Below are 24,141 nucleotides of genomic sequence, written 5' to 3'. Positions count from 1 at the left end.
ACCGGCTGTGCGGCGTCCGGGGAGCCGGATCAGACCAGCTCGGACCGGGTGTCCTCGCGCACGGCGGGCACGGGAGCACTGGGGTGCACCTCGCGCTCGATCCGCGGCATGATCGTCGGGACGTAGATCCGCTGAATGGCCTCGCCCTCGTCGTGGGCGTCCCAGTGCTCGCGGCTGGCCCAGCGCTCGACCAGGACGAACCGGCCGGGATCGTCCTGCGAGTGGTACGCCTCCCAGCTGACGCAGCCGTCCTCGGCCAGGCAGATCGGGCGCATCCGGGCCAGGGCGTCGGCGACGGTGGCGACCTCGTCGGCCTCGGGGACCCGGATGATGACGATCAGGTCGAACATCACTGCTCCTCATTGGTGTTGGAGATGGGGTGCGCCGCGGCGGCGCGGGCGAGTGCGGGCAGCCACTCGCTGACGGGGGTGAACTCATAGCCGAGCGAGGCCGCCCGGTCGGTGGACATGGCGAAGTCGGCAGGGCAGGAGAAGGGCGACAGGTCGGGGTCGCCGGCCGGGTCCTCCTTCTCGATCACCTTGGCACTCAGCCCGGTCGCGCCCTCCACCGAGGCACAGATGTCATAGACGTCGGCGGGGTCGGGGGAGGCCGCGTTGACCACGCCGGTGACCTCCGAGACGGCTGCCCAGGCGAGGAAGCCGGCGGCGTCCTGGGCCTGCACCAGGGAGGTCCGGCCGGGCCGGGCGTGGGCGATGACGGGCCGCCCCTGGCGGATCCGGTCGAGGTGGAAGCGGTAGCGCCCGGTGAAGTCCCCGTCGGCGGCCAGGACGTGCGCCAGCCGGGCCGTCACCACCGGCACCTGCGCGTGACGGGTCATCGCGGCCTCGGCCTGACGCTTGCCCTCACCGTAGTTGGCTCCCAGGTACTCGGGGTCGTCCCACGGCAGCCCGGCGTCGTAGTCGTACCGGGCCGGGTCGAGTTCGGCCTCGCGGGCGCGGGCGCTCAGCGACGGCGCGGGGATCCGCCAGCGGAAGGTGTCCGTGTTGTACACCTCGATGGTACTGGTCAGGACGATCTTGCCGGCCCGGTCGCCGAACGCCTCACAGGCGGCGAGGGCGGCCCCGGGGGTGTAGCACATCTGGTGCACCACGGCATCGAACCGTTCCCCAGCGACCGCGGCGGCCAGCTCGTCGGCACGGGTCGCGTCCGCGCGCAGCCGTCGCACGGACGAGCCGAAGGGGTCGGGGGTCTGCCCCCGCGTGATGACGGTGACGTGGTGGCCCTGGGCGAGCAGCTGGTGCACCAGCAGTTTGCCGAAGTACCGGGTTCCGCCGATGACGCAGATGTCGGCCATCAGATGCTTCCTCATCTCTGGGGTTTACGTGTGCGGTTCCGCTGGACGGGGCGGTGTCCCTCGCCCGGGGGGAGGCCGGTGGCCTCGTGGCACCGGACCGGGCCGGTGCAGGCCGCAGGCCGGGCCAGGGCGGCCCGCTCGGTGCCGTGCTGCGGGGGGAGGTCCTGAACGGTCCAGCAGGCTGGTTCGAGCGGGTCCTGGCCGGGCAGGCGGACCGCTACCGTGCCCAGCCGGGTGGGGCTCACCGAGAGCCTGTGCGCCGCGGTGGTCGGGGGCAGCCCTGCGGCCTTCAGCAGGGCCTCCTTCCGGGTCCAGGCGCGGACGAACGCCTCGCCGCGCTCCGGTACCGGGAGCCGGTTCACCGCCTGTTGTTCGTCCGGGGCGAGACAGCGCCGCACCAGCCCGGCGGTGTCGAACTCGCGGACGTGTTCCAGATCGACGCCGATCGGGTCGTCGACCGCGAGGCCGAGCATCCAACGGTCGGCCGAGCGGGCGAGGCTGACGAAGACCGGAGTGCCGCAGACGGTGCGGACGTGGGGCCGGTACCACTCGCCGCTCCGGTCGGCCGGGCCGGGCCGGGCCTGCCGCAGGGCCTCCGCCGGCACGCCCAGGTACGCGGCGAGGATCCGCCGCGCGGCCGCCCGTGCGGCGGCGAACCGCGAACGGTCGGTCTGCCGGGTGAGCCGCAGGCACCAGAACCGCTCGTCCGCCGAGAGCAGAGCCATGTCCCGGTCCGGGGCCGCGGCGTCCGCGTCACCGAACCACACGTGGGCTTCCCCGCGGGGCGGGAGAACGTATGCCGGGTTCACGAGGGCCGCCCTTCTGCCTGACCTTCTGACTGTTCTGGCCGGCTCACTGTCAGGCGAGTTGATCGACGATCTCCAACACCGGCTCGGGACGCTCCCGGGGGGCCGTCCGGTTCGCGCCGGCGAGGCTGAACACCGCACAGCCGGCGGCGACGGCGGCGACCACGTACCAGTTCAGGCCGGGGATGCCCGTGGTGCGGGCGAGGTCGTAGAGCGAACCGGCGGCCAGCGTACCGACCATGTTCCCGAAGCTGCGGAAGAAGTGCATCGAACCCATGGCGCGGGACAGGCGCTCGCGCGGGATCCGCCTGGCGACCCACAGGTCGAAGGACGGGGTGAACAGGATGTCGCCGAGGACCACCACGAAGCAGCCGGCGGCCACCCAGACGACCGTGCGGCCGGCGCCGAACAGCAGGTAGGCCAGGGCCATCGCGGCGAAGCCGACGGCCATGACCTGGCCGGGCCGCAGATACGTGTTCAGCAGCCGCAGCACCGGGAACTGCAGGAGCAGCAGGGTGGTCCCGGTGATCCAGAACGGCATCGAGGTCGGCATGCCGTGGACGTACTCGTGCATGTGCAGCGAGATGCCCACCAGGAAGCTGGAGGACAGCAGCCAGAACACGCTCGACAGGACGAAGTACCGTGCACCTTCGCCGACCCGCAGTTGCCCGAGCACCGCCAGGCTGAACAGCGGTGGCCTGCCGGACCGTTCGGCGCCGACCTGCGCCGACGGCGCGTCGGCGGGGATGACGACGACGGCAGCCGCGCAGTAGACGGCGAAGAGGGCGAAGACCGCCGAGAACACGATCCGCAGGTCGACGCCGGCGAACAGGCCGCCGGCCAGGGCACCGCCGATGGTGCCGAGCTGGCAGGACATCTGGAAGGTGGCGAAGGCCTTCTGCCGGTCCGCCTCGGGCAGGGTGGACAGGATGTTCTTCAGGCCGGGGAAGGACATGCCGGAGCCGAAGCCGATGAAGAAGGCCAGCACGCCGTAGAGCGCGACCCCGTGCACGAATCCCATGCCCCAGAGCGAGAGCGCCTCCAGCGCGATGCCGGTGATGATCCCGCGGCGGATCCCGAGCCGGTCCGAGACACCCTCGTAGCAGAAGGTCGAGGCCAGCCGGCCGACATAGGTCAGGAACATCACGAACCCGGCCCAGAAGCCGCTGTAGGCGACGCCCAGGTTCGACACCAGGAGGGGGAAGTAGATGAAGTTGCCGACGTACGACAAGCCGATGCCGAGGTTGATGCCCCACAGGGTCCGCCTCAGTTGGGTGTTCACAGGACGACCTTTCCTTCCGAGGCCGAGCGGCGCAGCGCACGGATCTCAGCTGCGACGGCCCGGCGGTCGATCGGGACGCCGTTGACGACGGTGGCGTCCGGCAGCGTGGCGAGCGGGGTGTCGGGGGTCTGGGCGGTGAAGAGGTTGAAGGTCGCCGGGCTGCCGACGGCAAGCGGGTGGGCGGTGGCGTCTCGGCCAGCCAGCTCCTGGAAGAAGCGCCAGTTCGCGACCGTCGCGGCCTCCCGCAGCCCGTCGCGCAGCGCCGCCGGGATCGGTCCCTCGCCGGCCAGCAGGTCCAACTCGCCCAGCAGGCTGTAGCCGTGGAAGGCCCCGGTGTTGCCGCAGTCGGTGCCGACCAGCAGGCGGCCGCGCCGCAGCGCCGCGAGGTTGTTCAGGCGCATGGTGCGCAGCGCGGCGGTCCGGGTGTCCTGGCACTCGTACCGGATGCCGAACGGCTCCTCGACCCCCGAGACGAAGTCGAGGTTGGCGCTGTCCTGGGTCTCCAGGAAGCCGGGGCGTCCGTACTCGCGCAGGAACTCCTCGCGTGCCATGACCATCGGGCGCAGGCCACTCAGGGTGGAGACGAACCGGGCGTCCGCGAGCTCGCGCCAGTCCTCCTCGGTGAGCTCGAAGTCCCTTACCGGGTGGGCGAACAGACGGAAGCCGAGCCGGTAGGCGTGGCGCACCTCCTCCCGGGTGTTGCAGTCGAGCACGGCCGGGACGTTCTCCGCCCGGGTGATCCTGGCGGTGTGTTCGAGCACCTTGGGCGAGAGCCGGGAGAAGCGGACCGCCATCTCGGGCTGCTCGGTGCCGTCGGTGAACATCACCTTGAGGAAGGTGCCGCCGCGCTCGCGGTTGGCGTGCAGGACGGAGGCGAGGTCCTCCTCGACGCCGAGCAGGAACACCGGGGAGGGGAACTCGACGCCGTGGCCGGTACGCCCGGCACTGTCGCGGGTGGCGGTCGCGGCGTAGCCGCAGTGGACCAACTCCGGGTAGGGGAAGGCGGATTCGGCTTTGCCCTGCTCCCAGCGGGCCTTGACCAGCGGATACCCGAACAGGTCGGCGACATGGGTGACGCCGTGGTACAGGTACTGCAGGGCGGACACCCGCGGGTCGTCCAGCGAGTCGTCGAAGTTGGCCGGCAGGGCGAGGTGGGCGTGGGCCTCGACGTAGCCGGGCCAGAGCTCGGACGGGCTCTGCTCCCCGGTGGCGGCGGACACCGGCTCGATCCGAGCGAAGACGCCTTCCTCGATGTCCACGTCGTAGAGCAGGCCGGGTTCCAGGCTGGGGATCGCCACCCGGCCGTACGTCTGCCTGCCGGTCATCGCGCCACCTTGACCGAGACCTCGACGCCGATCAGGTCCAGCGCCGCCTCAGCCCGCCCGGAGGCCTCGTCGCGGCCGGCGCCGGTGAAGACGAGGTGGCCCAGCCAGTCGAAGTTGCTCCGGGACAGCTTGGAGACCTGGCGGCCCGGCTCGCGGTAGCTCAGGGCGTCGACGTAACCGGGCTGCTCCGTCAGCCGCGAGAAGTCGATGGACTTCAGCTCACCCTCGACCGGCGAACCGAACCAGCGGCCGGTGGCCGTGAGTTCACCCGGGAAGGGCAGCTCGGGGGTCTCACCGAGCGCCTGCCGGATCACTTCGAGGTACGGGTCGACGCCGCTGGAGATCTTCATCAGGCTGGGCACGATGCCGCCGACGAGGCGCCCGTTGACCTCGCAGAGCACCGGTCCTTCGCTGCTCAGGATGTACTCGGCGTGGATGAAGCCGAAGTCGATGCCCAGGCCGCCGAGCACCTTCTCGTTCATGGCGAACAGCTCCTCCTCCAGCGGGTGGCCGTGGAAGTAGGTCGCGCCCATCTCGATGAAGTACGGGAAGCCGCTCAGGGTGCGGTCGGTGATGCCGAGGTTCACGATCCGGCCGTCCGCGAGCACGCACGCCTCGACCGAGACCAGCTCGCCGGTGACGAACTCCTCGACCAGGATGTCCGGGATCCGGGTGACTCCTCGCCCGTAGTCGTCGACCTCGGCGAGGTCGACGAGGTAGTCCTGGAGCTCCTGCTCGTCACTCAGGTGCAGCACGTGCAGGCTGGCCGTGCCGTCCGAGGGCTTGACCACGCAGGGGAAGCCCACCTTGCGGATCGCGGCCTCGATCTCGGCCGGGTCCTGGACGTGCGCGAAACGCGGCTGCCGGACCTCGGAGTTGTGCTCGAGCGTCAGCCGGGTGCGGTGCTTGTGGCGGGCGTTGAGCGCGCCCTCCACGCTCATGCCGGGTAGACCGAGGGCGCGGGCCACCGAGGCGGCGTGCACGGTGTGGTACTCGCTGTAGGTCGTCACGCCGTGCACCGGGTTGGCCGCGTGGATCTCCTTGACCAGCAGCTCCAGGGCGTCGACCGAGAAGGCCGTCTCGCTCTTCACCACGTGGCAGTTGGGGTGTGCGTAGGCGTTCTCGGCCAGCGGCGAGGCGTTGAGGTAGAAGTCCGGGTCGGCTGAGATCAGCGTGACCTCGTGGCCCAGCTCCAGGGCGTTGGCGATCCCGGCGATGCCGTTGGGGTTGCACTCCACCATCACGATGTGCATGGGAGATCCTTATCTAGGGCCCGCCAAGTCCCATGACCTGCAGCGGGGTTGGATGAATGTCGGTCAGTTGCCGCGCAGCGCGGACACGACGGCGGGCAGAGCCAGGCCGAGCTGGCCCATCACCTCGTGGTGGTCGCCGCCCTGGGTGGGCCAGCCATGGCCGGCGTTGACCCCGCGGACCTCGCGGCCGGGCATCAGCAGGGCGAGCGCCTCGGCGACGCCACCCTCCGCGCGGTGTTCCTCGACCACCACGAAGCGGTCATGGCGGGCGGCCAACTCGGCGGCAGACGCGGTGAGATGGGCGTGGTCGAGGTAGGTCAGATGGGCGTGCGAGGCCTCCGGGTGCAGCTGCCGAGCCTCCAGGGCGAGACGGGTACCCTCCTCCCCGACCGAGACCAGGCAGGTGGCCGCCGGATCGGCGCGGTGCTCCCAGGTGACCGTCGGCGGCTGCGCACCGTCCCAGGGCAGGCTCCGGTAGGCGGCGTTGCGGCCGGTCCGGATGTAGTGCGGCCGCCCTGAGGCGACGGCGGCACGGACCACGGCCCTGGTCTCGGCCTCGCCGTAGGGTGCGGCGATGGTCACCCCGGGGATCGAGCGGAGCACCGCGAGGTCCTCCAGGCAGTGGTGTGTGGTGCCGAACCAGGCGCCGGACACCCCGGCGTACGGCGCCACCACCGTGACCCCGGCGGCCAGGTAGCCCAGGGTGAGCTTGAGGCTCTCGGCGGCGCGGAGCGCGGCGAACGGCGCGAAGGTGGAGACGAAGGGCTTGTAGCCGGCCACCGCCAGCCCGGCCGCCATGTCGACCATCGCGCCCTCGGCGATGCCGAGGTTGAAGAAGCGGTCGGGGTGGGCGACCTGGAACGGGTGGCCCTTGCCGCCGAGGTCGGCCTCCAGGCAGACGATGGCGGGGTCGTCCGCGCCCAGCCGGGCGAGTTCGTCCCGGTAGGCGTCGCGACCGGAGAGGGTCGCTGCGGTCGCTGCGGTCATCGGATCATCCGCTTCCACTTGGCGGCGCGCGTCGCGTCGATGGTGACGTAGTGGGAGCCGGCCTTCCCCTCGACGGCGGGGACGCCCTTGCCCTTGACGGTGTCGGCGATCACGGCGAGCGGCTTGCGGGCATCGCCGCGGTCCCCGGCGAACACGGCGGTCAGCGCGGTCAGGTCGTGTCCGTCCACCTCGGCCGTCTCGAAGCCGAAGGCGGCGAAGCGCTCGGCGAGGTTCGGCAGCGGCGAGATGTCCTGCACCAGGCCGTCGTTCTGGCCGCCGTTGCGGTCGACCACCAGCACGAAGTTGCCCAACTGCCGGGCCGCCGCGACCTGGCAGGTCTCCCAGACCAGGCCCTCCTGCAACTCGCCGTCGCCGGCGACGGCGATGCCCAGGCCGGGCTGCCCGCCGAGTCGGCGGGCCAGCGCCCAGCCAGCGGCGTACGGGACGCCGTGGCCGAGGCTGCCGGTGGGGAAGCGCACGCCGGGCACCTTGGGGCCCGGGTGCCCGGTGTACGGGTGGCCGAGCTGCCCGTACACCGGGGCCGGGTTCTCCGGCAGGACACCGCTGACGTGCAGCGCGGCGTAGAGGCCGGCGGCGGCGTGGCCCTTGCTGAGGACCACTTCGGTGCCGTCGCAGAGCGAGGCGCGGTGCAGTGCGGCGATCAGGATGTCGAGCACCGAGAGACTGCCGCCGAGGTGGCAGCCGCGCGGGCTCGCGGCCATGTCGATGACCAGCTTCCTGGCCTCCACCGCGCGCCGGCGCAGATCGACCGGCGCGTCGAGCAGGGCGGTCATGCCCGGTTCCCTTCCGTCAGGGCGAACCAGCGGTCGACGGCGTCGGCGAGGACGCCGCGCGCGATCCGGTGGTCGGCGGCGGTGATGTGCTCGACGTCGGTGTGGTCGAGCGCGGAGTCGCCCGGTCCGTAGGCCACCATCGGGACGCCGCGCCAGGTGGTGGCGAGGGTGTTCATGTCCGAGGTGCCCTTCTTGACGACGTAGGTCGGCTTGATGCCGGCCTGGCCGAAGGCCCGGGTGAACGCCTTGACCAGGGAGGTGGCACGGCCGCCGGCATGGCCGGGGGTGGCCCGCAGGACCTCGATCTCGACCCCCTGCCCGGCGTGGCCGAGCGCGGCCGCGCGCAGTGCGTCCGGGTCAGCCGACGGCGGGACGCGGAAGTTGAGGATCCCGGTCGCCCGGTGGCTCTCCCTGGCCGACTCGCACCGGACGTCGATCACCGCACTGAGCGCCTCCGGGGCCTCCTTCAACACCGAGGTCCGGATGTCATCCAGGACCCGGATCAGTGCGTCCGGAGCGGAGACCGCGTCCATGCCGGCCGAGTGGCCGCTGCCGACCGAGGCTGTGACCTCCAGCTTGAAGAGTCCGAAGTACCCGAGGGTCAACTTCCGCGCTCCGCTCGGCTCCCCGATCACCACCGCGTCCGCCGGGTAGTGGTCGCGGGCGTGGAAGGCACCCTTGGACGAGGAGATCTCCTCCTCCACCGCACCCACCACGCGCAGCTGGCCGTCGGCGGGGATCTCGGCGCCGGCGAGCACCTCCAGGAAGGCCACCAGGCTGCCCTTGGCGTCCACGCTGCCGCGACCGTGCAGTTCGCCGTCGCGCCACTCGACTGGCCACCGGTGCGGGACGGTGTCCAGGTGACCGAGCAGCAGCAGGCGGCGCGCACCATCGCCCCGGGTGGCGACGAGGTTGCCGGCCTCGTCGATCCGGGCGTCGATGCCGCGCTCGGCACACCAGCCGAGCAGGTAGCCGGCGAGCTCGTGCTCGTCGCCGGACACCGAGGGCACGCCGACCGCCCGGCTGAGCAGGGTCAGATCGGCCTCCGGCTCGCGGGTGCGCCAGAAGCGGGTCCAGCCGGCCGGGTCCGCCATGGTGTGGGGACCGGTGATGGCGACGTCGGCGGCGCCGGCCAGGGCCAGTTCGGCGGCCCGGACCTTCTGCCGCATCCGGCCGCCGGCGTACTGCGCGGCCTCGCCGGGGTGCGCGTGCCGAAGCGTCGACGTGGGGTTCGACGGATCGGTGAGCAGTCCGGCGGTGCCGGTGACCAGCCGCAGGTGGTCCGCCTCCAGTGCGTTGGACAGCGCGGCCGCCAGCACGTCGGCGTCGACGTTGAGCGGCGTGCCGCCGTCCCGGTCACGGACGGGGGGCGAGAGGCAGACCACGTCGTACGCGTCGAGCAGGGCGTTCAGCCGTACGGTGTCGACCTCCTCGGGCACTCCCGCCCGGTGGTCGCGGACCACGGTGGCCTTGCCGCTGGCGGAGACCGCCTTGAGCGGCCGGTTGGCCCGGCCGCTGACCAGGCCGCCGCGCGCGGCGACCGCCGTGAAGGCGGTCAGGCCGTGCGCCCGCAGGCCCGCCTCGACCGCGGGCAGGGTGACCCGCTCGTACGCGTCGACCAGGTGCGTCATCTCCTCGGGCGGGCAGTAGCGCACCGAGTCGCCGTTGGGCAGGCGCAGTTCCGGCATCGGGCGGCCGATCGAGCGGTAGTGCCGCTCGATGCCGACCGCACCGCCGGCCACCAGCAGGACGCGCGCGCCCCGCCGGACCAGCTGCGCCAGCTCGGCGTGGACGTCTCCCCGGTCGAGGGTGGCGCTGCCGACCTTGACGACGTACAGCGGCTTCACGGCGACACCGCCGTCCTGGGCAGGCCCGCGCTCTCCTCGAACCCGCTGACCAGGTTCATCGCCTGGATCGCCTGACCGGCCGCGCCCTTGATGAGGTTGTCGAGCGCGGTCACGGCGACGCACTGGTCGTCCTTGACGGCGATCGCGACCTCGGCGACGTTCGAGCCGTTGACGGCCTTCAGCATCGGGAAGTCCTGCGGAGCCTTCGGGGCGGGCCGGACCCGGACGAACGGCTTGCCCACGTACGCCTTGGCGAACGCCCGCTTGACGTCCAACGCGGCGGTGCCGGGCCGGAGCCTGGTGTAGGCGGTGACCATGATGCCGCGCGGCACGTCCAGGCTGTGCGTGGAGAAGCGCAGCTCCGGCGCGGTTCCGGTGAACTCGGCCAGGGCCTGGCGGATCTCCGGTGTGTGCCGGTGGCCGTGCAGCTTGTGGACCCGGAAATTGCCGGCCCGCTCGGCGGGTTGCTCACTGCCACCGCGCCCGCCGCCGCTGGAGCCGGTCTTGGCGTCCACCACCACCTGGGGCAGCACCAGTGACTCGGCGAACAGCGGGTAGAGGGCGTAGATGGTGGCGACGGCCATGCAGCCCGGCAGGTTGATGAACCGGGCGTCCGGTACGGTCGGCGACAACTCCGGGACGTAGTAGGCGAATTCCTCGTCGGCCGGGTGAGCGGCGGTCTTCGGGTAGTACTCCTGGACCTCCTGCGGGTCCCGCAGCCGGAAGTCCCCGGCCAGGTTCAGCACCCGCTTGGCCCGCTCGGCCAGCAGCGGCAGCCGGGCCGGCAGGGTGCCGGTGGGCAGGCAGCCGAAGACGACGTCCACCTCCTCGAGCTCGGCCAGCGGGCGGAACCTGAGGCCGGCCGCCCCCGGGTGGTTGCGCAGCCAGGGGTGAACGGCCCCCACCGGTGTCCCGGCGCTGCGCTCGGCGGACAGGAAGGCCAGCTCCACCTGCGGGTGGTCCAGCAGCAGCCGGATCACCTCGCCGCCGGTGTAGCCACTCGCCCCGGCGACCGCGACACGGATCCTGTCAGCCAAGGCGGGCCGCCTTCTCGTACGGGCGGCGGTACTCGTTGGCCTCAACCAGCTTGCGGATCGCGTCGGGGCGGCGGGCCACCTTGGCGAAGGCGTCGGCGTAGCGCAGCGCCCGCTCGTACTCGACGGGCGCCCGCAGCTCGCGGCAGAGCACCAGGGTGGAGTCCAGCATGCCCTGGGTGACCGGGAAGTCCTCCGGCCGGTGGTCGCGCACGGCACCGGGGTTGAGGATGAACGGGTAGCCGTTTCCGAAGCCGGCGCGGTGCCGGAAGGGCAGGTGGCAGGGGATCGGGGTGTTCTGCCACTCGCGGGCCGGGACGCCCTCGGCGACCAGCAGCTCGTGCACCGCCTCCTTGACCGCGTACACCGGCAGGTCGTCCAGGCCGACGGCGTCCGGGGTCAGCGCGATCCGGTACATGTTGTACGCGTGGGTGTGTCCCGCGGGTACGTACGGGGCGTGGAACAGGCCGGTTCCCTCCAGCGCCTGGCCGAGCAGCTCCGCGTTGCGGGCTCGGACCTCGTCGTAGTAGGGCAGGCGCTTCAGCTGGCTGGACCCGAAGGCGGCGGCGACCCAGGACATCCCGTAGTCGATGCCGTGCCGCTCCAGGTAGTCGGCGGCGCGCCGGTGCGCCTCGGCGGTGGCGAAGAAGGCGATGCCGCCCTCGCCGCCGAGCGGGAAGTTCTTGTCGGCCATCAGGCTCTGGCCGGCTGCGTCACCGAAGGAGCCGGCGACGCGGTCGCCGATCTTCGCCGAGTGGGCGTGCGAGGCGTCCTCGACCAAGGCGATGCCGTGCTTGTCGGCGAGCTCCCGCAGGGCCGGCACGTCGGCCGGCAGGCCGTGGACGTGGACCGGCATGATCGCCCTGGTCCGCTCGGTGATCGCGGCGGCCGCGGCCTGCGGGTCCATGCAGTAGGTCTTCGGGTCGATGTCGACGAAGACCGGGACGGCGTGGGCCGCGACCACGGCCTGCGCGGTGGCGATGAAGGTGAATGCGGGGACGATCACCTCGTCGCCGGGCTGCACGCCCGCACCGACCAGCGCCAGGTGCAGGCTGGAGGTGCCGCTGGCGGTGGGCAGCGCGTACTCGGCGCCGACGTAGGCGCGGTACGCCTCGGCGAAGTCGTTCACCACGCGCTCCGGCGTGGCCCGCTGAGCGAGCATCAGGTTGAACACGTCTTCCTTCGTGATGACCGGGAAGATCGTGCGCCGCAGCTCCTTGGGGATGATCGCGTCGCCGCCGAACGCGGCCAGTTCGGCGGCGAGTTCGTCGGCGTTCGGCAGCGGCAGCGGCCGTGTGGGGAAGTCGGTGATCACGTGGTTGCTCCGGAGGTGGTGAGGGGCCGGGCCGCCTGGCTCAACGCCATCCGGACGCAGGCGGCGACCAGCGGGCTGAGCCGGTAGTTGAACTGGACACCGGGGACCAGGTCGGCGGACTCCTCCTGCTGGGTCCACATGGTGCGCAGGTCGTAGGCGCCGAAGATCTTCAGTCGTTCGCCGCGCGCCCAGACGGCGGGGTCGTCGGTGAGTACGGCGGCCGCCGGTCCGAAGCCCAGGCCGGTGAGGTCGACGACCAGCGCGGGCGCGGTCGACTGCCGCGCCAACTCGCCCAGCTGGTGGGCGTTCTCCGCGTTCAGGGCGATGTGGTCGAAGGCGGCGGGGGCGTCGTCCTCACGCACCCGCACGCCGAGCCACGCCAGGAACGCCAGGTCCTTGGCGCCGAGCCCGGGCCGGCTGATCTCGTCGCCGTACCCGATGCCCTGCCCGCACAGTGCGGCGTGCAGCGCCGCGCTGCGGCTGTTCAGCAGGATGGCCTTCGAGCGGCCGGTCTGCTTCGTCAGCAGCCTTTCCAGACCGGGGAGTTCCCGATCGCTCTTCTCGATGCTCATGACCACGCCCGAGGTCAGGACCCGGGTCAGCACTGTGGCCGTGTCAAACAGCTCCATGGATTCGTCTCCGTCTCAGGCGGCCGCGCGGGCACGGCTGCGCCCGTACGTCTGCGCCACGTGCGCGGCCAGCAGGCCGGCCACGTTCACGCCGTGTTGTGCGGAGGAGCGCGCGAACTCCGGGTTGGCGTTCACCTCCAGGACCAGCAGCTCACCGGTGGAGCGGTCCTCCACCAGGTCGACTCCGTAGAAGCCGTCGCCGAGGGCGTCCACGACCTGGGCGCACCGCTTCTCGATCTCGTCGGTGATCTCCACCCGCACGACCTCGGCACCGAGGTGGGTGTTGGTGCGCCAGTCCTGCGAGACGCGCTGGATGGCGACCACCGGGGTCCGGCCGACCACCACGACCCGTAGGTCGTGGCCGGGCTTGTCGATGTACTGCTGGACGAGGACCGGGAAGAGCTTCCCGCCCGCGTCCGCGGACTCCCGTCCGCCGACCCAGGCGTCGACGCACGCCTCGTCCGTCATCCGGCTGACCCCACGACCCCACGAGCCGCTGACCGGCTTGAGGACGGCCGGCCAGCCCACCTCCGCGACGGCGGTGCGGACCTGCGCATAGCTGTACGCGTGCCGGGAGATCGGATGCGGGACGCCGTGCTGGGCGAAGAGCAGGGCCTGTAGGCCCTTGTCGTTGCAGGTCTCGATGGTTGCGGCGCGGTTCAGGGTCTCGACCCCGACGTACTCCAGCCGCCGGGCGACACCGATCGCCTCACGATGGGACAGGTTCCTGATCAGGGCGAGGCCGGGCGGGGCCGTATGCCCCGCCACAACCTCCGCCAGGTCCTCCAGCAGGACCGGCCGAACCGGCAGCCCCTCGGCGCGCAGCGCCTGCAGGAGCAGCTTCTCGTCCGGGCGCAGCATGGTGACCGAGAGCAGGACCTCGGGCTCCGAGGAGGTCACTCGCCCCAGTCCTCCTCGACCTCGGGGGCCAGCTCCACGCGGACCGTGGCGTCGGTCTTCTCGACCACCTCGTGCTCCTGACCGCAGGCGCCGCACTCGGTGATCTCACCCTTCTCCCAGTCCGGCTGGACCTCGAAGTCGGTGTCGCACACGAGGCACTGCAGCGTCCCGATGGCTGTCGTCATTGTCGTGTTATTTCCTTCCAAGGTGTGACGTGTTCTTACGGACGTCGGCGCCGGACCAGTGGCGATCCCGAAGAAGGGGCCTTGCTGGCATGCCCACTTCACACTGGCTCCGGGCCAACCGGCCAGCGGCAACTCCCGTATTTTGCAAACTACCTGACTGCCAGTCATGTATTTCCGTGCCGGTTATTCGAGGCGGAGTTCCGGCTGCCGCTTCTCGAGTTTCCCTCGTTGCACGGAGGGTTATACTCCTAAACGCCATCGACTGATCGTTCCCGACCTGGGAGCATTCACCGGCGGCGCCCCGCCACTCCCGCCCGAGCCCGCGAGGGTTCGGAAATACGCCGAACGGACATTTCCGAATGCCGACCCGACCTGATGATTCAGTTCGACGCGGCAGGCCAGATGATGTCGGCGGGCCGGGCGTTCGCGGTGGTCGAGTTCGCAGCCGGACGATCGGCGTGACCCACCTGTGCCACTGCGACGAAACCACCCAGCGCGAACGCGGAAACGAGCGCAAGAACGGCGAGCTTGACCTTCATGAAAATCCCCCTCTATTTGCCGGCCACCAGCCGCGGCCGACTGCTTTCTCTCCCTGGGTCAACCGTGCCCGACCTCCCACGCCGGCCGCCACCCAGACGCGGTGATGACAAGTGGCAAGTGACAACCACTCACCGACGAAGGGCATGAAGATGAGCACGACCGACCGCTACGCCTCCCCGACGACCGACTCCGCGGGCGACCCGCAGAACGCGGCGCACACCACCGACGCGCCCGGCGAGCCGGAGGGCTTTCCCCTGCTGGGCGAGCTCCACATGACCCTCTACCGCTCTGCGCTGGAGCGGGGCTGGCTCGACCCGGCCAAGGCCGCCATGCGACTGGGGGCCACGATGGCGTCGGTGGACGCCGCCGTGCGCGACCTGACCCGGCTGCACCTGCTGCGCGGCACGCAGGACGGGCCGGACGCCGTCGGCTACATCCCGTGCAGCCCCAGCGCCGCGGCCGCCCATCTGGCCGGGCCCATCGAGGCCGAGATCCGGAAACACCATCGCGAGGCCGAGCGCCTGCGGACCCATGTCATGGCAATGAATCCGATATTCGAGGAATCCTGGCAGGGGAATTCCCAGCTGGGGCCGATCGAACATCTGACGCTGCCGGACACCGTCCGGTCGATGCTCGAGCAACTGTCCGCCGGAACGCGCCAGGAAGTGGCCGCCGCACATCCGCAACTACCCCCGCAGGAGGCACTGGAGGAAGGGCTGGCCCGCACCACCGAGGTCATCAACCGTGGCATCTCGATGCGTACGCTCTATCCGCATTCCGTGCTGGCCCACCGGTATATGCAGCAGCACCTGAGCCGAATGGCTGCGATGGGCGCGGAGATCCGCACCGTGGCACACGTTCCGGACCGAATCATCTTCTTCGACGCGGAGACCGCCGTCATCGCCGACCGCCCCAGCGGGAACGGAACGGGTGCCATCATCATTCGCGACCCGGCCCTGGTCGGTCACCTGTACCGTGCCTGGGAGAGCAGCTGGGACTCGGCCCTCCCGTTCCGCTCGGCACCGAGCGGTGTCGGCTACGGCTCGGCCAAGGACGAACTGCGGCGCTCGGTGGTCCAGTTGCTCGAGTCGGGCATGAAGGACGAGGTCGCCGCCCGCCGGCTCTCCATGTCGACCAGCACCTACCGCCGCCACGTCACCGATCTGATGAACGAGCTCGGCGCGGAGAGTCGGTTCCAGGCCGGCAGCTATGCGCGTCGCAACGGCTGGTTCGACAGCTGAGGCATCAGCCCGGGGGCTCGTCCGCGAACCATGATTGACGACGGGGCACAGCACCTGCGGTCCGCACCGCGGGACGCCACCGACGACCGGTGGACAGGCCGTCGCCGCCACCGATCAGGCTGATCGCGCAGGGCAGCCAATGGCGCCCGGCCGGCCGCCGGTGTCCGGTCCGCTGCGATGCACGGGATTCGTTCAGAACCATCAGGGTGCGGCGATCCGCAGACGCGGACGGTGGGCTCCACGGGTGGCCCCACGTGGTGCACGAGCTGGCGCTTCGACGCCCGCCGGATCATCGCCGGCGGGGGACCCCCGGTTCAGGGATCATCGCGTTTCTGGGGATCGCGCCATGATCCCGCCCCTACCGCGCGGTTCTACTCGCCGGCGAGGGATGCCGGCGGCCAGTTCTCCAAGCGCGTTCCCAGAGAAAGCCCCCTGGAAGCGAGGACGTCCTTGAGCTCGGTCAGGCCCCTCTTGCCGAGGTTCGGCGTCTTGAGGAGCTCGGCCTCAGTGCGTTGGACCAGGTCGCCGATGTAGGACGGCGTTAGCAGGCCCGCGCCGGTGCCGACCTCATCCCTCCGTCCAACCTGGACACGCTGCGCGTCGGCGAGGGAATGCTCGCCATCCTGCTCGCCGGGGGGCATCGACCCGCAGGCCGCCGCGCTCTACGTCAGCGCCCACAGCCTCGAGGTCTCCCTGCTGAACAGCCGGCTCAGCCGCAGCGACGACCACTGGGTCGTCAGCCGCGACGAACTGCTGCGCCGGTTCGCCGCACTGCCCGGGACCTTCCCCCAGACCAAGCGCCACGCCGCCGAACTTACCGCCGGAACCATCCACGACCGCTTCGACTTCACCATCGGCCTGGTGATCGACGGACTCCCGGGGGCACGGCCACCAGCCAGATCGGCTGACGGTATTTCGCGCACAGTGTTCGCCGAGTTCTGACGGAGTACCCGCGCGGGACCAGTCTCCGGGCGTTGTGCGAAGCGGGCGGATGAGACTCGAGTGGACTCTGCGAGAGGCGGAATCCATGACTCTGTCGACAGTCCTACCTGGTCCGAAGGATGCCCGGAACCGAGCCACCTGGGCTGAACTCTTCTACGACCTCGTGTTGGTCTTCGGCATCAGCAAGGCTTCCCACCTGCTCGCCGGGGAACCCGACTGGGCCGGGCTGTTCCGGACCCTGCTGTTGCTACTGCCGATGTGGTGGGCCTGGGTGAGCGTGACCCTGGCGCTCAACGCGGTCAGCGAGTCCAACACGCAGCGGCTGTTGCTCTTCGTGGCGGCGATGACCAGCTTCGCGATGGGCGCCACCGCTCCGGTCGCGCTCCAGCAGCGCGCCCGGCGGCCCTGGTGTTCGCGGGGTCCTACCTCGGGCTGCGGGTGCTGGTGGCCCAGTGTGTGCGCTGGACCGGTGCCATCTCCCACAGCATCAACCACCACGCGGTGGGGTGGGATTGCGCGACCATCATGTTGGCCGGCGCGTTGCTGCCACCGCAGTGGCGGAGTGGAGTTAGTGAACCGACCACCCGGCACCACCCCCGCCTGGCATCATCAGCTGCATGAGCAGCGGAGCGGACGGAGCCGGGCCCAGCTGGCGGAGGGTCAGCCGGACGGTGCTGCACGAGGGGCCGCGCCTCACCCTGCTCGCCGACACGCTCGAGGGACCGGCAGCACCCCGGGTGTACGAGCACGTGGTGGTGAGGGATGGGGTGCGCGTCGTCGCCCTCGACCCCGACGGCCTCCTCATCCTGGTGGAGGACGAGTTCTACCCGTCAGCCTGCCGCATGCCGCACCTCCCCGGCGGCGGAACGGAGCGCGGGGAGGAGCCGGTGGAGGCGGCCCGCCGGGAGCTTGAGGAGGAGACCGGGTGGCGCGCCAACACTTGGCAGCACCTCGGAGCCATCCACCCCCTGCCGTCGAGCACGGCGGCGGTGACGACCCTCTTCCTCGCCCGCGACCTCGCCCCCGGCCGGATCGCCCGGGACGCGACGGAGGCGGGGATGACGGTCCGCCACGTACCGGTGGCGGAGGCGGTCGCCATGGTTCGATCCGGCACGGTGACGGAGGCCGGCAGTGTTGCGGCCATCCTCCTCGCCGCCCTCACCCTCGGGGCGACACCCCGGTGACCACCTCGCCGGCCTGGGCCCTCCAGCTTGCCCTCCGCCAACTCGCGGTCCCGGATCGTCGGTGACCTCGGCGACCTGGCCGCCGCCCGCGCCACCGTGGCTGAGCATCTGCCGGAACTCGCCGAGGACCGGCCGTGTATGGCCGTCCGCGTCCAGGAACAGCTGGTCGAACTGGCCACGGCCCGCCCGCGCCCGCCTGGCGATGTTCCGCTTCGCGATGGCCCAGCACCTGGACCCTCGAGAACCCCGAGTGCCGACGGATCTGGGACGACGGCCCGGTCGTCATCGCCAACCGTGATGGCCACGCGTTCCGCCTGCATCTCCCTCGTTTCGCGCCGCACACCGTCGACGTCGTCGCAACGGGTGCTGCTCACAAAAGGCCCCGGGACGGAGGGCGCTGGCCGCGCCCGGCAGCCCTCGGGGCCGGCGGCAGCGCGTTCATCGCCCGGATCTTCGTGCGGGACCGCTGGAGCGGTGACGAACTCGGGCGTCGGCTTTCGGTGTGGCCGATCGCCTTCATCACCGCGATGGGCGGTGGCCAGTTCCTCGGCGGCCTGATCGTCAGCTCCTCGCACGGGGAGACGGGGTTCGTCGTCCTCGCGTCGACCGGCGTGGTGGCGGCCCTGCTGACCCTCTTCCTCCCGCTCGAGTCGCGGCGCGCCACGCGGACACCGCGCGCCGTGCTGCGCGGCTGCTCCCAGACCGGCCGGCAGCCGCGGTTCCTGCTCTCCGCCTGCGCGGGCGGTCTCGGGGTCGCCGCGATCGAGTCCGTTCGTCCTCCAGCAGCGCTTCGATCCCGCGTCGGCCCTTCCGGCGAGGTCTCCCCACGGAACGGCGAGGCGCTGTGCGACAGGATCGCGCCCGCGGGTGCCGGGGCGCGGCGCCGGCGGCCGAGCCGCTGCCGGCACCGGTCACCCGAGCCGAACTCCCGGTCAGAGGCCGAGTCCCGCCCGCTGCTCCGAGGTGCGCCACTCGTCCGCCAGCAGTGACCAGACCTCCCTGTCGTGCCGGACGCCGTTGTACGGGAAGTACGAGCGCAGGACGCCGTCCAGCCGCATGCCGAGCCGCTGGGCGACCGCGCGGCTGCGGGTGTTGCGGGTGCTGGTGAACCACTCGACGCGCTGAAGGCCGCGTTCGACCAGCGCGTACTCGACCAGGTGGCGCACGGCGGCGGTCACCAGGCCGTGGCCCTCACCGGCCGACTCGGTCCAGCAGCCGATCTCACAGTTTCCCGAGACGGTGTCGAAGTGCACGAACATCACGCCGCCGACCAGGGTGCCGTCCAGCCAGATGCCGTAGATCCGGCCGGCGTCGGCGGCCTGCCGGTCGGCGTAGCCCTGGAGGGTGGCACGGGCCGAGTCGAGGTCGGTGGAGCGCGAGGCCCAGGGGATCCAGGGGTCGGTGTTCGGGCGGGCCCGGTCGATGTGGGCCAGGAACTCGGCGGCCTGCCAGGGCTCCAGCGGGCGGAGTTCGGCGGGACGGGCGGCGACGAGCGGTATGGCGTACACGAGAGGTTCCTCCGAGCGAGGGGGAGAGCGGGCAGAGATACATAACAAACGTTTGGTAGGTACCATAGCCGCCATGACGCCTGCCCGGGGAGACCATGAAGCCAGGCGCCGCGACGTCTCCGAGGCGGTGTGGCGGGTGCTGGCCGCACACGGCTTCGGCGGGCTGACGCTGCGCGCCGTGGCAGCCGAGATGAACGCCAGCACCGGCCTGCTCACGCACTACTTCCCGCACAAACGCGCGCTGCTGGCCTGCGCGTTGGAGGTACTGGACCAACGCTCGGCGGAGCGGCCGCGCCACCAGGCCCCCTCCGAGGGGCTGCCCGCCCTGCGCGCCGCGCTGCTCGACATCCTGCCGCTGGCCCCCGAGAGCGCCGCCAGGAACCGGATCTGGGTCTGCTCCTGGGACGTGGCGCTCGCCGACCCGGAGCTGGCCGCCGCGCACGCCGTGCGCTACCGGCGCGGACGGGAGCGGCTGGCCGGGCACGTGGCCGCCGCCCAGCGCCGCGGTGAGCTGCCCGCCGCGACGGCGACCGCCGACCTGGCGGCCGCCGCGCAGTCCTTCGCGCTCGGCCTGGTGGTACAGGCGCTCTTCGCGCCCGAGGAGTTCCCGCCGGAGCGCCAGATCGCCCTGCTGGACGACTGGTTGGCCGCCTCGGCCGCGCCGGGGACCCGACGAGCCACCTGAGCGCTACCGGCCGCAGCTCAGACCGCTCTCCGGCTGCTCCCCCTCCAGCAGGTACCGGTCGACCGCGGAGTCGACGCAGCCGTTGTGCCGGCCGTAGGCGGTGTGGCCGTCGCCGTCGAAGGTCAGCAGCCGCCCCGAGGCCAGTTGGCCGGCCAGCGACTTCGCCCAGGAGTACGGGGTGGCCGGGTCGCGGGTGGTGCCCACCACCACGATCGGTTCCGCCCCCTCGGCCCGGATGGTGTGCGGGCGCCCGGTGGCCGGGACCGGCCAGTAGGCGCAGGCCAGCGCCATCCAGGCCAGTACGCGGCCGAAGTGCGGCGAGGCCTTCTCGAAGTCCGGCAGCACCCGGGCGACCTGGGCCGGCCCGGTGAACGGGGCCGGCATGTCCAGGCAGTTGATCGCCATGTTGGCGAACATCAGGCTGGGGTACGTGCCGTCCGCCGAGCGCTCGTAGTAGGAGTCGGAGAGCTTCAACAGCCCCGAACCGTCGCCCGCCTTCGCGGCCTCCAGCGCGCTGCGCAGCTGCGGCCAGAGGAACTCCGCGTACATCGCCTGGATCACGCCGGTGGTGGCCTGCGCCGCGGTCAGCTTGCGCCCCTGGTCGGTGCCGAGCGGCGTGGCCTCCAGGTTGGCGAGGAGCAGGTTCAGCTCCTCGCCGGCCTCCTCCGGGTTGTGGCCGATCGGGCAGTCCGGGTGCGCGGTGCAGTCCCCGGCGAACGCCTCCCAGGCGGTCTCGAAGCCGCCGGCCTGGGCGCGGTTGGCGGCCAGCGCGTCCAGTGACGGGTCCATCGCGCCGTCCAGCACCAGCCGGCCGGCCCGGGACGGGAAGAGCCCGGCGTAGGTGGCGCCCAGCATGGTGCCGTAGGACTTGCCCACGTAGGAGAGCTTCGGGTCACCGAGCAGCGCGCGCAGCACGTCCAGGTCGCGGGCCGACTCGACGGTGCTGAGGTGGCCCAGCACGGCGCCCGAGCGCTTCGCGCAGCCGGCCGCGAACTCCTTGTCCGCGGCGACCAGCTCGTCGACCTGCCGCGGGGTGCCCGGGGTGGTGTCCACCGCCGTGAAGGCGTCCATCCGCTCCCCGCTCAGGCAGCTGACGGGGGAGCTGCGCCCGACCCCGCGCGGGTCGACGCCGACCAGGTCGTAGGCGGCGCGGACAGCCGGGCTGAAGCTGCCCGCGACCGCCTCCAGGTACGCCACCGCCGAGCCGCCCGGGCCGCCGGGGTTGAGCACCAGCGAGCCCAGGTGCCGAGCCGCCCCCGCCCCGGACGCCTTCGCCCGGACCGCGCCGAGGGTCAGGTCACCGCGCCCCGGGTGGTCGTAGTCCAGCGGCACCTTGAACCCGGCGCACTCGAAGCTCTGGTCGCACGACCGCCAGTCCAGCCGCTGCCCGTAGTAGGAGGCGAGGCCGGCCGGGATCGCCGCGGGCAACGGTTCGAGCGGCGCGGCGGCCCGCGCGGGCGAGCCGGTCGCCGGCGTGCCGTCCGCGGAGAGCGGCGGGCCGCTGTTCCCCGACCGGCCGATGGCGCACCCGGAGAGCAGCAGCCCGGCGGCGGTGAGAGCGGACACCATCCGCGCGGTGGCGGCGACACAGGCGGATCGGGCAGGGCGCATGCGGTGTTCTCCCTCGGGGGAGCCGGTCGGCGACCGGCTGTGCTGAACATGGCCGCCGCGGCCGGTCCCGGTCGGGCCGGCTGCGGCGGGTGCCGGGACGCTTCGGGCTCAGCCGTTCGGCTGAGTGAGCGTCTCGGCGAGGTACTGGGTGGCGACCCGGACCAGCCGCAGCCGCTCCTTGTCCGCCGTGAAGTCCTGGACGTTGTCGGAGATCCGCACCACCGCCCGGGCGGCCTGGCCCTTGCCGCCGCGCAGCGCGCCGAACAGGGCACGCGCCGAGGCGAGGCCGTCGGCGTCGCCCTTGGCGGCCGCCAGCATCAGCTGCGGCGCCCGGCCGGCCGGGGCCTCGGTGCCGGCCTGGACCAGGGCGGGCACGTCGTAGCGGCCGGACACCGCGGCGGCGGCGCCGTAGAGGTCACCGCGGGCGAGCCCCGCGGCGGCCGCGCACGGGGCGCCACCCTCGACGCCGAGCGCCGCCCAGCCCTGCGGACCGGGTGACATGGTGTGGAAGCTGGCGGCCACCGACGCCCGGATCCCGGTGTCGTCGGCCAGCGCCTGCGGGGCGGCGACCACCAGGTCGCAGGGGCGCGCGGCACCGGTCGGGCCGGCCGGGGCGACCACCACGAACGGGCGGGAGCGGCCGAGCTTGACCGCGGAGGCGATGCCGTCGAAGACGTCCGGGAGCTCGGCGTCCGCGGTCTTCCCCGGGCCGGCCGCCTGCAGCACCAGCACGGGGTAGCGGGCGTCCCGGTCGTCCGCGTAGTGCGGCGGGAGCCAGACCCGCACGGTGCGTGGCCGGCCGTCCGCCCCGGGCACCTCGGCCTGCCGCAGCTCTCCGCCCGCCGGGTGCCCGACGATCTCCCAGGGCACCACGACCGGCGGCGGCGCCGGGGACCCGGCGGCCGGGGCTGGTGCGGCGGCCGCGCCGGGCGCGGCCCCGGGCACCGGAGCCGGCCGCACCTCCGCGGCGGCCCGGGCGCCGCTCGCCGGCCCCACCGCGTCCGCGCTCTCCGCGCCGCCGGCCGAAGTACGCCAGCTGAGCACCGAGCCGACCACCAGCCCGACCGCGCACACCACGCAGAGCGCCGCCCCCGCCGCCCGCATCAGTGTCGGGCGCGGGTCGGCGACCAGCTCGTAGGTGACGGCGGCCCGCTGGTCGCGCCAGCGGCCGAACGCGCTGCGGGCCAGCACGAGGCCGGGTAGCAGGAGCAGGAGCAGGAGCAGCACGAAGAGCTGTCGGGGCATCGGGCACCACCTCAGGGAGGACCGGAATGCCGGGCCGGCCCTGCGACCTGTAGTCGGACCACGGCGTACTCGCACCACAGGGTGCAAGACGCCGCCGCCGATCGCCGCGACCGTCGCGGGCGAGTACCCACGTTCACTCGAACGAGTGAGCTGATTTCCCGCTCAGAACACCTGTCCGATGGACGGCGGGTCAGCCGGCCCGCAGCGCGACCGTCATCGCCTCCACCGCGAGCAGCGGATCGACGTTGCGGTCCAGCGCCTGACGGCAGGCCAGCACGGCCTCGATCCGGCGCAGCGTACCCTCCGGCGGGCCGGCCGCGGCGACCCGGTCCAGCGCGGTCCGCTGGTCCTGGTTGGCCAGCGCGGCGGTCGAGCCCAGCTGCAGCGCGAGCACGTCGCGGTAGAAGCCGAGCAGGTCGAGCAGCGCGACCCCGAGCGTCTCCCGACGGGTCCGGGTGGCCCGGCTCTTCTGCCGCTTCTCCAGCTCCTTCACCGCCCCGGCCAACCCGCGCGGCGCCTTGCCCCCCAGCCCCTCGGCGGCGCCGTAGGCGGCCTTCAGGTCATCGGTCTCCTTGGCGTCCCGGGTCTCCGCCAGCGCCTCGGCGTCGGTCTTGGCGGTGTCCACCAGCCGCTGCGCCGCGGCCAGGCAACCACCCAGGTCGGCCACCTCCAGCGGGATCCGCAGCACCTCCAACCGCCGGCTGCGGGCCTGCTCGTCCACCGCGAGCCGGCGCGAGCGCTCGATGTCACCCTGCCCGGCCCGGGCCGCCAGCTCGGCCAGCGCGGGCTCCACGCCGTCCCGGCGGACCAGCAGGTCGGCCACCGCCTCCGGGGACGGGGTCCGCAGCACCAGCTGGCGGCAGCGCGAACGGATCGTCGGCAGGGTGTCCTGCACCGAGGGCGCGCAGAGCAGCCAGACCGTCCGCGGCGAGGGCTCCTCGACCCCCTTGAGCAGCGCGTTCGCGGCCGCCTCGGTGAGCCTGTGGGCCGCGTCCAGCAGGATCACCGACCAGCGCCCGCCGGTCGGGTAGCTGGCGGCCCGCAGCACGAGGTCGCGCATGTCGCCGACGCCGATCGACAGGCCGTCGCTGCGGACGAACTTCACGTCGGCGTGGCTCCCGGCCATCACCGTGTGGCAGCCCTCGCAGAACCCGCAGCCGGGCGTGCCGCCCAGTTCGAGGTCGGGGCTGGTGCACTGGAGGGCCGCCGCGAAGGCCCGGGCCGCGGTGATCTGCCCGGCCCCCGGCGGGCCGGTGAAGAGCCAGGCGTGCGTCATCAGCGAGGCGTTGCCGGCCGGGGCGGCCAGGCCCCCGCCACGGCCGGCGACCACCGTCGCCCGAGCGGCCCGGGCCGCGGCGGTCAGCTGTTCGACCACCTGTTCCTGGCCCACCAGGTCGTCCCAGACGGCCACTGCTGCTCCCACGATCCACGGCCCGATGCTTCCGACCACGAGCATACGGGCCGCCACCGACACCCCCGGCCGGGGCCGCGGGCGGCCCCCCTGGCGGAGGAC

At 72.4% G+C, this 24,141-nt stretch carries 24 protein-coding genes and 2 pseudogenes; 6 read left to right on the top strand and 20 right to left on the bottom strand.

The window, feature by feature from the left end; genetic code table 11:
- Positions 1-29: 29 nt before the first annotated feature.
- From ACZ38L_RS04080 to ACZ38L_RS04010, 15 genes are all read right to left on the bottom strand, one after another.
- Positions 30-350 (bottom strand): putative quinol monooxygenase, encoded by a 321-nt coding sequence (locus ACZ38L_RS04080; protein ID WP_465688988.1) that lies wholly within the window; start codon positions 348-350, stop codon positions 30-32.
- Positions 350-1,330: an NAD-dependent epimerase/dehydratase family protein gene (locus ACZ38L_RS04075; protein ID WP_465688986.1), complete on the bottom strand. Its 981-nt coding sequence runs from the start codon at positions 1,328-1,330 to the stop codon at positions 350-352. Before ACZ38L_RS04075 ends, ACZ38L_RS04080 begins: the two co-directional genes overlap by 1 nt.
- Positions 1,327-2,082 (bottom strand): 4'-phosphopantetheinyl transferase family protein, encoded by a 756-nt coding sequence (locus ACZ38L_RS04070; RefSeq protein WP_465688984.1) that lies wholly within the window; start codon positions 2,080-2,082, stop codon positions 1,327-1,329. The genes ACZ38L_RS04075 and ACZ38L_RS04070 overlap by 4 nt, the downstream gene beginning before the upstream one ends.
- A gap of 91 nt (positions 2,083-2,173) precedes the next feature.
- The gene (locus ACZ38L_RS04065; RefSeq protein WP_465688982.1) at positions 2,174-3,403 is read right to left on the bottom strand and encodes an MFS transporter; all 1,230 of its coding nucleotides are present in this window, start codon (positions 3,401-3,403) and stop codon (positions 2,174-2,176) included.
- Positions 3,400-4,728 (bottom strand): amidohydrolase family protein, encoded by a 1,329-nt coding sequence (locus ACZ38L_RS04060; RefSeq protein WP_465688980.1) that lies wholly within the window; start codon positions 4,726-4,728, stop codon positions 3,400-3,402. Before ACZ38L_RS04060 ends, ACZ38L_RS04065 begins: the two co-directional genes overlap by 4 nt.
- Positions 4,725-5,981, bottom strand: coding sequence for an ATP-grasp domain-containing protein (locus tag ACZ38L_RS04055; RefSeq protein ID WP_465688978.1), 1,257 nt, complete (start codon positions 5,979-5,981; stop codon positions 4,725-4,727). Before ACZ38L_RS04055 ends, ACZ38L_RS04060 begins: the two co-directional genes overlap by 4 nt.
- A gap of 63 nt (positions 5,982-6,044) precedes the next feature.
- Positions 6,045-6,968, bottom strand: a complete 924-nt coding sequence (locus ACZ38L_RS04050; RefSeq protein ID WP_465688976.1) for a transketolase family protein — start codon at positions 6,966-6,968, stop codon at positions 6,045-6,047.
- Positions 6,965-7,762 carry a thiamine pyrophosphate-dependent enzyme gene (locus ACZ38L_RS04045; protein WP_465688974.1) on the bottom strand — a complete coding sequence of 266 codons (798 nt, stop codon included), beginning with the start codon at positions 7,760-7,762 and terminating at the stop codon, positions 6,965-6,967. Before ACZ38L_RS04045 ends, ACZ38L_RS04050 begins: the two co-directional genes overlap by 4 nt.
- Positions 7,759-9,609, bottom strand: a complete 1,851-nt coding sequence (locus ACZ38L_RS04040) for a M20/M25/M40 family metallo-hydrolase (RefSeq protein ID WP_465688972.1) — start codon at positions 9,607-9,609, stop codon at positions 7,759-7,761. Before ACZ38L_RS04040 ends, ACZ38L_RS04045 begins: the two co-directional genes overlap by 4 nt.
- Complete coding sequence (gene argC / locus ACZ38L_RS04035; protein WP_465688970.1) at positions 9,606-10,646, bottom strand: N-acetyl-gamma-glutamyl-phosphate reductase; 1,041 nt, start codon at positions 10,644-10,646, stop codon at positions 9,606-9,608. Before argC ends, ACZ38L_RS04040 begins: the two co-directional genes overlap by 4 nt.
- Positions 10,639-11,958, bottom strand: a complete 1,320-nt coding sequence (locus ACZ38L_RS04030) for an aminotransferase class I/II-fold pyridoxal phosphate-dependent enzyme (protein WP_465688968.1) — start codon at positions 11,956-11,958, stop codon at positions 10,639-10,641. The genes argC and ACZ38L_RS04030 overlap by 8 nt, the downstream gene beginning before the upstream one ends.
- Entirely contained in the window at positions 11,955-12,587 is a 633-nt protein-coding gene (locus tag ACZ38L_RS04025; RefSeq protein WP_465688967.1) for a degT/DnrJ/EryC1/StrS aminotransferase, read from the bottom strand. The genes ACZ38L_RS04030 and ACZ38L_RS04025 overlap by 4 nt, the downstream gene beginning before the upstream one ends.
- A 15-nt stretch (positions 12,588-12,602) precedes the next feature.
- Positions 12,603-13,487 carry a RimK family alpha-L-glutamate ligase gene (locus ACZ38L_RS04020; protein ID WP_465688965.1) on the bottom strand — a complete coding sequence of 295 codons (885 nt, stop codon included), beginning with the start codon at positions 13,485-13,487 and terminating at the stop codon, positions 12,603-12,605.
- Positions 13,484-13,672 carry a lysine biosynthesis protein LysW gene (locus ACZ38L_RS04015; RefSeq protein ID WP_465688963.1) on the bottom strand — a complete coding sequence of 63 codons (189 nt, stop codon included), beginning with the start codon at positions 13,670-13,672 and terminating at the stop codon, positions 13,484-13,486. Before ACZ38L_RS04015 ends, ACZ38L_RS04020 begins: the two co-directional genes overlap by 4 nt.
- Before the next feature lie 380 nt (positions 13,673-14,052).
- Positions 14,053-14,211, bottom strand: coding sequence for a hypothetical protein (locus tag ACZ38L_RS04010; RefSeq protein ID WP_465688961.1), 159 nt, complete (start codon positions 14,209-14,211; stop codon positions 14,053-14,055).
- A gap of 150 nt (positions 14,212-14,361) precedes the next feature.
- On the opposite strand from ACZ38L_RS04010, the gene ACZ38L_RS04005 reads away from it, so the two are divergent.
- Positions 14,362-15,453 (top strand): hypothetical protein, encoded by a 1,092-nt coding sequence (locus ACZ38L_RS04005; RefSeq protein ID WP_465688959.1) that lies wholly within the window; start codon positions 14,362-14,364, stop codon positions 15,451-15,453.
- Positions 15,454-15,824: 371 nt separating this feature from the next.
- Here the strand turns inward: ACZ38L_RS04005 and ACZ38L_RS04000 are convergent, their stop codons facing one another.
- Positions 15,825-15,974, bottom strand: a complete 150-nt coding sequence (locus ACZ38L_RS04000; protein ID WP_465689113.1) for a DNA-directed RNA polymerase subunit alpha C-terminal domain-containing protein — start codon at positions 15,972-15,974, stop codon at positions 15,825-15,827.
- Between the two features lie 54 nt (positions 15,975-16,028).
- On the opposite strand from ACZ38L_RS04000, the pseudogene ACZ38L_RS03995 reads away from it, so the two are divergent.
- From ACZ38L_RS03995 to ACZ38L_RS03980, 4 genes and pseudogenes are all read left to right on the top strand, one after another.
- Positions 16,029-16,395: pseudogene (locus tag ACZ38L_RS03995) on the top strand (hypothetical protein); the annotation flags it as partial.
- 49 nt (positions 16,396-16,444) lie between these two features.
- Positions 16,445-16,729: pseudogene (locus tag ACZ38L_RS03990) on the top strand (low temperature requirement protein A); the annotation flags it as partial.
- 283 nt (positions 16,730-17,012) lie between these two features.
- On the top strand, positions 17,013-17,579 hold the full coding sequence (locus ACZ38L_RS03985; protein ID WP_465688957.1) for an NUDIX domain-containing protein: 567 nt from the start codon (positions 17,013-17,015) through the stop codon (positions 17,577-17,579).
- A 455-nt stretch (positions 17,580-18,034) separates the two neighbouring features.
- On the top strand, positions 18,035-18,568 hold the full coding sequence (locus ACZ38L_RS03980) for a hypothetical protein (protein ID WP_465688955.1): 534 nt from the start codon (positions 18,035-18,037) through the stop codon (positions 18,566-18,568).
- Here the strand turns inward: ACZ38L_RS03980 and ACZ38L_RS03975 are convergent.
- Entirely contained in the window at positions 18,512-19,087 is a 576-nt protein-coding gene (locus ACZ38L_RS03975) for a GNAT family N-acetyltransferase (RefSeq protein WP_465688953.1), read from the bottom strand. The two genes, ACZ38L_RS03980 and ACZ38L_RS03975, sit on opposite strands and share 57 nt — an antisense overlap.
- Before the next feature lie 73 nt (positions 19,088-19,160).
- Here ACZ38L_RS03975 and ACZ38L_RS03970 point away from each other — a divergent pair, with 73 nt between their 5' ends.
- Entirely contained in the window at positions 19,161-19,772 is a 612-nt protein-coding gene (locus tag ACZ38L_RS03970) for a TetR/AcrR family transcriptional regulator (RefSeq protein ID WP_465688951.1), read from the top strand.
- Positions 19,773-19,775: 3 nt separating this feature from the next.
- Here the strand turns inward: ACZ38L_RS03970 and ACZ38L_RS03965 are convergent, their stop codons facing one another.
- The 3 genes from ACZ38L_RS03965 to ACZ38L_RS03955 form a co-directional block, all read right to left on the bottom strand.
- Positions 19,776-21,383: an alpha/beta hydrolase gene (locus ACZ38L_RS03965; RefSeq protein WP_465688949.1), complete on the bottom strand. Its 1,608-nt coding sequence runs from the start codon at positions 21,381-21,383 to the stop codon at positions 19,776-19,778.
- 108 nt (positions 21,384-21,491) lie between these two features.
- Positions 21,492-22,628, bottom strand: coding sequence for an alpha/beta hydrolase (locus tag ACZ38L_RS03960; protein ID WP_465688947.1), 1,137 nt, complete (start codon positions 22,626-22,628; stop codon positions 21,492-21,494).
- 190 nt (positions 22,629-22,818) lie between these two features.
- On the bottom strand, positions 22,819-24,039 hold the full coding sequence (locus ACZ38L_RS03955) for a DNA polymerase III subunit delta' (RefSeq protein WP_465688946.1): 1,221 nt from the start codon (positions 24,037-24,039) through the stop codon (positions 22,819-22,821).
- Between the last annotated feature and the right edge of the window lie 102 nt (positions 24,040-24,141).

Source organism: Kitasatospora sp. NPDC024654 (assembly GCF_055559155.1).
The sequence above is the reverse complement of the archived record's forward strand: the minus strand, read 5'-3'. Positions and strand labels throughout refer to the sequence as shown.